Origin of the sequence: Trebonia sp. (genome assembly GCF_030042015.1) — a bacterium.
Taxonomy (GTDB): domain Bacteria; phylum Actinomycetota; class Actinomycetes; order Streptosporangiales; family Streptosporangiaceae; genus Trebonia.
Genome location: NZ_JASIAL010000385.1, coordinates 1 through 8,616, shown reverse-complemented (window position 1 = coordinate 8,616; position 8,616 = coordinate 1). Strand labels below are relative to the sequence as shown.

Annotated in this window: 8 protein-coding genes; 5 read left to right on the top strand and 3 right to left on the bottom strand. The window is 74.2% G+C overall.

Annotated elements, in window-relative coordinates; all coding sequences use genetic code 11:
* The 3 genes from Q1N79_RS20995 to steA all read right to left on the bottom strand — a co-directional run.
* A partial coding sequence (locus Q1N79_RS20995) for a hypothetical protein (protein WP_300611516.1) occupies positions 1-744 on the bottom strand: 744 nt, incomplete at its 3' end.
* Positions 741-1,796, bottom strand: coding sequence for a copper transporter (locus Q1N79_RS20990; RefSeq protein WP_300611514.1), 1,056 nt, complete (start codon positions 1,794-1,796; stop codon positions 741-743). The genes Q1N79_RS20990 and Q1N79_RS20995, both read right to left, overlap by 4 nt.
* On the bottom strand, positions 1,793-2,989 hold the full coding sequence (steA, locus tag Q1N79_RS20985) for a putative cytokinetic ring protein SteA (RefSeq protein WP_300611512.1): 1,197 nt from the start codon (positions 2,987-2,989) through the stop codon (positions 1,793-1,795). The genes Q1N79_RS20990 and steA overlap by 4 nt, the downstream gene beginning before the upstream one ends.
* A gap of 56 nt (positions 2,990-3,045) precedes the next feature.
* Here steA and selD point away from each other — a divergent pair, with 56 nt between their 5' ends.
* From selD to egtD, 5 genes are all read left to right on the top strand, one after another.
* Entirely contained in the window at positions 3,046-4,116 is a 1,071-nt protein-coding gene (gene selD, locus Q1N79_RS20980; RefSeq protein WP_300611510.1) for a selenide, water dikinase SelD, read from the top strand.
* A 220-nt stretch (positions 4,117-4,336) separates the two neighbouring features.
* On the top strand, positions 4,337-5,662 hold the full coding sequence (gene egtA / locus Q1N79_RS20975; protein ID WP_300611508.1) for an ergothioneine biosynthesis glutamate--cysteine ligase EgtA: 1,326 nt from the start codon (positions 4,337-4,339) through the stop codon (positions 5,660-5,662).
* The gene (egtB, locus tag Q1N79_RS20970) at positions 5,659-6,996 is read left to right on the top strand and encodes an ergothioneine biosynthesis protein EgtB (RefSeq protein WP_300611506.1); all 1,338 of its coding nucleotides are present in this window, start codon (positions 5,659-5,661) and stop codon (positions 6,994-6,996) included. The genes egtA and egtB overlap by 4 nt, the downstream gene beginning before the upstream one ends.
* 11 nt (positions 6,997-7,007) lie before the next feature.
* Positions 7,008-7,784: an ergothioneine biosynthesis protein EgtC gene (gene egtC / locus Q1N79_RS20965; RefSeq protein WP_300611504.1), complete on the top strand. Its 777-nt coding sequence runs from the start codon at positions 7,008-7,010 to the stop codon at positions 7,782-7,784.
* 44 nt (positions 7,785-7,828) lie between these two features.
* A partial coding sequence (egtD, locus tag Q1N79_RS20960) for an L-histidine N(alpha)-methyltransferase (RefSeq protein WP_300611517.1) occupies positions 7,829-8,616 on the top strand: 788 nt, incomplete at its 3' end.

Here is an 8,616-nt window from a genome sequence, read left to right as displayed (position 1 = left end):
GCCCGCGTCGCCGAGCATGGCGCGCTCGCCGAGGTCCTCGGGCGCCATCGCGAGCGCCGCGCCGAGCGGGGCGGCGACGGGTTCGGCGCCGCCACCGGCGGCGATGAGCGCCGCCGACGCGGCCGCCACCTTGATGGCGCGGCCCGGGCGGAGGTCGAAGAGGTTGAGCAGGTTCGCCCCGCCCGCGATCAGGCCGGCGTTGATCGCGACGTCCCAGGGGGGCATGGGGGGGCGGGCAGCCCCCCCATACGGGGGGGTCACCGGGGGGGTCGTCCCCCCGGGGGCAAGCAGCACCGCGCTGGCAAGCGCGGTCGCGGCGAGGCCGCCGAGCTTGACCGCGCCGGTCGTCACCTCGCCGCGCGCCAGCGCGCCGAGGTGCCCGCGCAGCCCGCGCCGCTTGCCCGAGCCGGCGAGGTCGTCGTAGATCCCGAACCCGGCGGCGCCGACCCCCGCGAGGGCGAGGGCCCGGGCGGTGCGAGGCGCCACGGTCCGTTCGGGATAAATGGCTTGAATGACCACCGCACCCAGAGCCGCGGCAGGGCCTTCGAGCAGGGTGACCGCCTCGCCGCGGTGGTTGGTGCGGGTCCAGGCCTTCTCCCCGCCCGGCGGGTGCCTGCGCAGCGCCGCGTACGCGGCACGCGCCGCGCCGCCCGCGGCGAAGCAGGCGACGGCCGCGGACAGGGCGCCAGACAGAGCGCCGGACGGGACGCCGGACCCGTCGGCGGCGGCGCCGCGTCGCGTCACTTCTTCTTCACGGGCTTCTTGCCCTTTTCCGTCGCCGTCGGGTGCGGTGTCGGCGTCACGCTCACGCTCGCGCTCGGCGAGGCGGATGGGGACGGTACGGGAACGGGGCTGAGCGCGGAGGCACCCGAGACACCGTAGCTGTTCGGCTTCTTGCCCGCCAGCTGCGCCGCCAGCGCCTCCACCACGGTGATCTGGCCGAGTGTGGTGTCCGCGTCGTCGATGGTGGACGCCATGCTCGAGGCGCTGCTCGACCGCAGCACGGAAATCGCGCTGCCCGACTGTGCCGAGCCGGCCGTCCCGCCGACGACCACGGTGGCGGCGCTCGCGCTCGCGAACTCGGGCGTGATCGCGAGCAGCACCTGGTTGGCCGGGTCGTTCGCGCCGTCCGCCGGCGCGGTCTGCGGGGTGACGAGCACGGCGAGCGTGGCCCCGCCCGTCGGCGTGCCGCTGACCGTCAGGTAGCCGGCCTGCGCGTAGGCGCTGAGCAGGGTCTGCGCGCCCGAGGCCGACAGCAGCGGCAGGCTCCCCGCCTTGGTCAGGAGCGCGGCCGCGATCAGCTGCGCCGCCTGCTGCTGGGGGGCGGTCTGCGGATCGGCCGGCGCGTCGAGCGCCACGTCGTCTGTGCTCGCGATCTGGCTGTCGATGCTGTCGAGGCTAGACTGCGTGGCCCCGCTGAGGTCGTTGAACGCCGGCTGCAGGGCGACCAGGCCGGTGACGGTGGCGCCGGCGGTCACCGCGGCCTGCCTGATCCCGTCCACGACCGAGCCCTGCGCGCCTGGCTCGGTGATGATCACGACGCCATCGCCGGTGAGCAGGCCGCCGAGCAGCCGCGGCTCGGCCGTCTGCAGGTACTGCTCCTCCGCGCTGGCCTGCGTCTGGTAGTCGGCGCGTTGCGCGTCGGCGGCGTCGAGTTCGTTTCTCAGATAGTTCGCCGTCGCCTGGAGCGCGTCGATCGTGTGGCCCTGCAGCTCGGTCGAACCGAGCACGATGCCGATCGCCAGCGCCAGGAACACGGCGACGATCGAGACCAGGTGGTATCGGAAGTCGATCACTTGAACAGTCCAGTGAACCAGTAGAGGAAGTTGTGCCAGGTGGCGCCGAAGTAGTCCCCGAGAATCGGGCCCGCGGGCGAGAACGCGACCGCGATCGCGATCGTGAACGCGGCGGCGAGCACGAGCACGATCAGCGCCCAGCCGGAGATCCGGCTCTGGTAGAGCTGGTGCACGCCCTTCGCGTTGACGAGCTTGCCGCCGACCCGCAGATGGGTCAGGAACGTGCTGGCCATGCCCGGGCGGCCCTTGTCGAGGAACTCCTCCAGGGTCCAGTGCGTGCCGACCACCGCGATCAGGCTGGCGCCGCAGGCGTCGGCAAGCAGCAGTGCCACGTCCTCGCTCGTGCCCGGCGCGGGAAGCGGCACGGCCTGGAGGCCGAGCGAGGTGACCCGCGCCAGCCCGGGCGCGCGGCCGTCGGGGTAGGCGTGCACGACCAGCTCGGCGCCCGAGCAGAGCGCCTCGTCGGAGATCGAGTCCATGTCCCCGATGATCACCTGCGGCCGGTAGCCCGCGTCGAGCAGCGCGTCCGCGCCCCCGTCGACCGCCATCATCACCGGCCGGTACTCGCGGATGTACGGCCGCAGCGTCCGCAGGTCCTCCCGGTACCGGTAGCCGCGCACCACGACGAGCACGTGCTTGCCCTTCATCGCGGTGGCGAGTTGCGGCACGGGCACGCCGTTGGTGAGCAGGTCGTGCTCACCGCGCAGGAACTCCAGCGTGTTCTCCGCGAACGAGTCGATCTGGCCGGTCACGCCCGCGGTGGCCTCCGCCATCGCCGCGTCCAGCGTGCCCCGGCTCTGCAGCACGCCCTTGGCGACCACCTGGTCCCCCGCGTAGAGAACCTCGCCGTCGAGACGGACTTCTGCGCCGTCGGCGACCCGGGCGAGCACGTCGGAGCCGGCGTCGTCCACCAGCGGGATCCCGGCGTCGATGAGCAGCTGCGGGCCGAGGTTCGGGTACCTGCCGGTGATCGACTTCGCGGCGTTCACGACGGCGGCCACCTTGCAGGCGATCAGCTCATCGGCGCTCACCCGGTCCAGGTCAGCGTGGTCGATGATCGCGATGTCACCGGGGTTCAGCCGCCTTACCAGCACCTTCGTCCGCAGGTCCACCCGGGCGACGCCGACGATGCCGGGCGGCTCATCGGCCCTTCCCCGCCTGAGGTGCGCGAACCTTACGGACGGTCTTCTCATCGTCCTTCATCCTGCCAGTGGGCAGGCACCCGGCCGGCTAGGCATATCGTTGACTCGTGACTGTCCAGCCTGCCTCGGTCCGCCTCACGTCCTTGTCCCACGGCGCCGGCTGTGCGTGCAAGCTACCACTGTCGGCTCTGGACAAGCTGATGGTTTCCCTCGGCGGTTCCGGCGATGTGCTCGGCGCCGCGGGCGGCGACCTGCTCGTCGGCGCCGCCGAGGGCGACGACGCCGCCGTCCTGCGGCTCGACGACCAGCGCGCGCTCGTGCTCACCACCGATTTTTTCACGCCTATCGTGGACGACGCGCGGGACTGGGGGCGTATCGCCGCCGCGAACGCCCTCTCCGACGTCTACGCGATGGGCGGGCGTCCGCTGCTGGCCCTGAACCTGACCGCCTGGCCGGGTGAGACGCTGCCGCTTGAGATCCTCGCCGAGGTGCTCCGCGGCGGCGCCGCCGTCGCGGCGGAGGCCGGGTGCCTGGTCGTCGGCGGGCACACGATCGACGACCCTGAGCCGAAATACGGCATGGCGGTCGTCGGGCTGGCGGCGCCGGCGCGGCTGCTGACCATCGACACGGCGCGGCCGGGCGACACGCTCGTGCTCACCAAGCCCGTCGGCACCGGCGTGGTCGCGACCGCGCACAAGCGCGGGGCCGCGCCGGGCGACGTGCTTGCCGCCGCCGTCGCGACGATGACGACGCTCAACGCGGCGGCCAGCGAGGCGGCGCTGGCCGCGGACGTGGTGGCGGCGACGGACATCACGGGCTTTTCGCTGCTCGGCCACCTGCACCGGCTGCTGCGCGCCAGCGGGGTGAGCGCCGTCGTGGACGCCGGGGCGGTGCCGCTGCTGCCCGGGGCGCTCGAGCTGACCGCGGCCGGCTACGTGTCCGGGGGCACCCGCAACAACATCGCCTACCTCGCGCCGTGGACGTCCATCTCCGCCGGCGTGCCCGAGCCCGTGGCCGTGCTGCTGCAGGACGCGCAGACATCGGGCGGCCTGCTGCTCGCCGCGCCGCCACCCGCGACCGCGACGCTGCTTGCCGAACTCGGGCGGCGCGGCGTGCTTGCCGCCGTCGTCGGCCGTGTCACGGAAGGCACGCCCGGCCACGTCGAGGTCCGCCCGTAGTTTCCTGGGCAGGAGCGGGACTGGATAAGGGCGGGCGCAGGCCCGTTGCGGGGTGTGGCATAGTGGTTTGTAACAAATGCGTTACGGCGACTCAGGTGGGCATGTTCGCGCGTCGGGCGGCGGTCGGCAGCCGGCTGACGGGTCGCGCACTGCCCGGACAGTTCCCGGCGCGCCGCTTCCGCCCGGCTGTTTTGTCAGTGGTCGAGGTTATGGTGCCCTCATGACGGTCGAGAACACGGGCCGCGCGGATGACGCCGCGCGGCACATCCGCGAACAGCAGGCCGCCGAGCATATCCACGGGATCTGCCTGAAGACCGGGCCGCCGCGGCGGGTCGGCGTCGAACTCGAGTGGCTGGTGCGCGACGCGCGTGATCCCGCCCTGCCGGTCCCGGCGGAGCGGATCGCCGCGGCCGTCTCGGCCTTCGGCGCCGCAGCGGGCGGAGGGGACGCGGACGCGCTGCCCTCCAGTTCCGCGCCGGGCGTGCTGCCGTCCGGCGCCGCGCTTACCTCAGAACCAGGCGGGCAGCTTGAGCTCAGCTCGCTGCCCGCGGACTCGCTCGCCGACTGCGTCCGATCGACCGCCGCCGACCTCGCGGCACTGCGCGCGGCGGTCGCCGACGCCGGGCTTGAGCTCGCCGGGGTCGGCCTCGACCCGTTCCGCCTCCCGCGGCGCATCCTGCGCCTGCCGCGGTACGCCGCGATGGAGGCCTTCTTCGACCGGGGCGGCCCGTGGGGCCGCCAGATGATGTGCGCCACCGCGTCGGTCCAGGTGTGCCTGGACGCCGGCGAGGACACCGACGGCTGCCGCGGGTACCGGGCACGCTGGCTGCTGCTGCACGCGATCGGGCCGGTGCTCGTGTCCGCGTTCGCCAACTCCCCGCTGCGCGCCGGGCGGCCGACCGGCTGGCGATCGTCGCGGCAGCAGGTCTGGGCGCGCATGGACCCAGGACGGACGCGGCCGCCCCGGCTGACCGGCGACCCGCGCGCCAACTGGGCCGCGTACGCGCTTGACGCGCAGGTCATGTGCGTCCGCGAGGACGACTCCGCGGACTGGAGCGCCCCGCCCGGGCTGACGCTGCGCGACTGGGTGCGCGGCGCGCCCATCGAGGGCGGCCTGCGCCCGCCGACGATCGAGGACCTGGACTACCACCTGTCCACGCTGTTCCCGCCGGTCCGCCCGCGCGGGCACTTCGAGCTGCGCATGATCGACGCGCAGCCCGGCGACGGCTGGGTGGTGCCCGCGGCGGTGGCCAGCGGGCTGCTGTCCGACGCGCGTGCCGGCGACGCGGCGATGGCCGCGGCGGAGCCGCTGTGGCACGGCTTGGACCACTCCGACGCCGGCCCGTGGGCGACCGCGGCCAGGTGCGGGCCTGCCAATCTCCTGCTGGCCCGGGCGAGCAGGGAGTGCTTCGCCGCGGCGCGCGGCGCGCTCGCCCGCCAGCAGCCGAACGCGCCGATCCTGGCGGCCGTGGACGCCTTCATCGACCAGTACGTGAGCAAGGACCGGTGCCCGGCGGACGACCTTCTGGAGGACGCAGGCAGATGACCGAACACACGCAGGCCCTGCGGGGGCGGATCGCCGCGGAGTTGCTCGCGGCGCGCGACCGCACCACGCTGCTGACGACCGCGGTCGACGACGCGGACCTGGTCAGGCAGCACTCCCCGCTGATGTCGCCGCTGGTATGGGACCTGGCGCACGTCGCGAACCAGGAGGAGCTCTGGCTGCTGCGCGAGGTCGGCGGGCGCACGCCGATGCACCCGGAGATCGACCCGCTGTACAACGCGTTCGAGCACCCGCGCGCGGAGCGCCCGACGCTGCCGCTGCTGCCGCCGCACGAGGCACGCGGCTACGGTCACGAGGTGCGCGGCCGGGTCCTTGACCTGCTCGACCGGGTGCGGTTCGGCAGCGCGCGCGACGGCAACGGCGAGCGGCTGCTCGCCGACGGGTTCGCGTTCGGGATGATCGCGCAGCACGAGGTGCAGCACGACGAGACCATGCTCGCCACCCACCAGCTGCGGATCGGTCCCCCGGTGCTGTCCGCGCCGGCGCCCGGCCCCGCGCCCGCCGACGCGGCGGCCCTGCCCGCCGAGGTGTTCGTGCCCGGCGGCCCCTTCACCATGGGCACCTCGGCCGAGCCCTGGGCGCTTGACAACGAGCGGCCCGCGCACGTGGTCGACGTGCCCGGGTTCTACCTGGACACGACGCCGGTGACCAACGCCGCGTACGCGCAGTTCATCGCCGACGGCGGCTACGACGACCCGCGCTTGTGGACGGCCGGCGGCTGGGCGCACAGGCAGCGCGCCGGGCTGGCGGCACCCCTGTTCTGGCGGTGGGAGGGGGAATGGGTGCGGGTGTCGTTCGGGGTACCGGCACCGATTATCCCGAACGAGCCGGTGTTGCACGTCTGCTGGTATGAGGCCGACGCGTACGCGCGGTGGGCCGGGCGGCGGCTTCCCGCCGAGGCCGAATGGGAAAAGGCCGCCCGGTACGACCCGGTCACCGGGCGGTCCCGCCGCTACCCCTGGGGCGACGACGATCCGACGCCGTCGCTGGCCAACCTGGGACAGCGGCACCTGCGTCCCGCCCCGGCGGGCTCGTACCCGGCGGGCGCCGCGCCGTGCGGGGCGCGGCAGCTGATCGGCGACGTCTGGGAGTGGACGAGCTCGGACTTCCTGCCGTACCCGGGCTTTACCGCCTGGCCGTACAAGGAGTACTCGCAGGTGTTCTTCGGCCCCGAGTACAAGGTGCTGCGCGGCGGGGCCTTCGGGGTGTCGCCCGTGGCCTGCCGCGGGACGTTCAGGAACTGGGACTATCCGATCCGGCGGCAGATCTTCGCCGGCTTCCGGACCGCGCGCCCGGCCCCGGAGGCCGCGCGCTGATGTGCAGGCACTTGGCTTACCTGGGGCCGCCGGTGCCGCTGCGGTCGGTGCTGATCGACCCGCCGTTCGGGCTGTACAGGCAGTCGTGGTCCCCGCGGCGGCAGCGGCACGGGACGGTCAACGCCGACGGGTTCGGGATCGGCTGGTACGCGGGCGGCGACCCCGTCCCGGCTAGGTACCGGCGGGCCGTGCCGATCTGGGGCGACCGGTCGCTGCCCGACCTGGCCCGCGTCACCAGGTCGGCGGCGATCCTGGCGGCGGTGCGCAGCGCGACGCCGGGCACCGCGCTCGGGGAGGCGGCGGTCGCCCCGTTCGCGTCGGGACCCTGGCTGTTCAGCCACAACGGGGCGCTCGACGGTTGGCCCGCGTCGGCCACGGCGCTGTCCGCGGCGCTGACGCCGACCGAGTCGCCGTTCTCCCTCGAAGCGATGGTGGACTCGGCGTTCCTGTGGGCGCTTGTGCTCGGCCGGCTCCGGTCAGGGACGGCCGCCGACGTCGCGCTGGCCGCGACGATCGCCGCGATCGAGGCGGCCGGCGGGTCGGGGCGCTTCAACTTCCTGCTCACCGACGGGCGGTCGGTCGCCGCCACCGCCGCCGGTGACACGCTGTGGTACCGGCAGGCCGGCGGGGCCGTCACCGTCGCCTCCGAGCCTGGCGACGACGAACCCGGCTGGGCCGAGGTCCCCGACAGGCACGTGCTCACCGCGCTGCCGTTCGGGGTCCCTGCGCCCTCCCGGGTGACGATCTCACCGCTCGCCGCTCTCACCGAAGGGATCGCCATCCGTTGACCTCCGTCGAGTACCGCCTCCCGGCTGACTACCGCGCCCGCACGCTGCGCGCGGACGCCCTGGCCGGCCTGTCCGCCACCCCCAAGACGCTGCCGCCGAAGTGGTTCTACGACGCGCAGGGCAGCGCGCTGTTCGAAAAGATCACCGAGCTCCCCGAGTACTACCCGACCCGCGCGGAGCGCTCGATCCTGCGCGCGGTCAGCGGCGAGATCGCCGCGGCCGCCGGCGCGCACGTGCTCGTCGAGCTCGGCTCCGGGTCGTCGGAGAAGACCCGGCTGCTGCTCGACGCGCTGCGCGACCGCGGGACGCTGCGCTCGTACGTGCCGGTCGACGTGAGCGAGTCCGCGCTGGTCCTCGCCGGCGACGCGCTCGCCGCCGAGTACCCGGGCCTGGAGGTGCACGCGGTCGTGGCGGACTTCGAGGAGCACCTCGGGCTGCCCGCCGCCTCCGGCGGGGACGGCGGCCCGCGGCTGGTCGCGTTCCTCGGCTCGACGATCGGGAACATGGTCCCGGCGCAGCGTGCCACGTTCCTGTCCCAGGTCCGGGCGCAGCTGCGGCCGGGCGACGCGTTCCTGCTCGGCACGGACCTGGTCAAGGACCCCGCGGTGCTTGTCGCGGCGTACGACGACGCCGCCGGGGTGACCGCCGCGTTCGACAAGAACGTCCTCGCCGTGCTCAACGCCGAACTGGGCGCGGACTTCGACCTGGACGCGTTCGAGCACGTCGCGGTCTGGGACGCGGCCGCCGAGTGGATCGAGATGCGGCTGCGCTCGACGGCCGGCCAGCGGGTGCGCGTGCCGGCGATCGGGCTCACCGTCGCGTTCGCGGCCGG

Coding starts and splice junctions, on each gene's coding strand:
- steA (WP_300611512.1), bottom strand. CDS start 2,989: ATGAGAAGACCGTCCGTAAGGTTCGCGCACCTCAGGCGGGGAAGGGCC.
- egtA (WP_300611508.1), top strand. CDS start 4,337: ATGACGGTCGAGAACACGGGCCGCGCGGATGACGCCGCGCGGCACATC.
- egtB (WP_300611506.1), top strand. CDS start 5,659: ATGACCGAACACACGCAGGCCCTGCGGGGGCGGATCGCCGCGGAGTTG.